Source organism: Parachitinimonas caeni, from assembly GCF_030129945.1.
Classification (GTDB): Bacteria; Pseudomonadota; Gammaproteobacteria; order Burkholderiales; family Chitinimonadaceae; genus Parachitinimonas; species Parachitinimonas caeni.
In genome coordinates, this window is sequence record NZ_JARRAF010000307.1 from 1 (window position 1) to 255 (window position 255).

General features: G+C 65.5%; 1 pseudogene. It reads right to left on the reverse strand.

What is annotated here, in order from left to right:
* Positions 1-255, reverse strand: a pseudogene (locus tag PZA18_RS25930) (hypothetical protein); the annotation flags it as partial.

The window sequence follows — 255 nt, forward strand, 5'->3', positions numbered from 1 at the left end:
CGGGGTCGTATTCCCACTGCCAGGCCAGGACCGGCTGATTGCTGTACTGGCGGACCAGCCGGCCCTGCAGGTCGTACTGGCGTTGCTGCCAGCCGCCAAAGCCCTGGCGGCCGGTTTCGCGATGCAGCGCATCCCGCTCGAAATCCAGCAGCGGAACCTGATCCAGCAGCAGTTGGTGCAGATGACCATGGCCGTAGTAAAGAAAGCCCACCTCGCGCTGGTCGCTGAGGGTGGTGGCGATGCGGTGACCGAGCC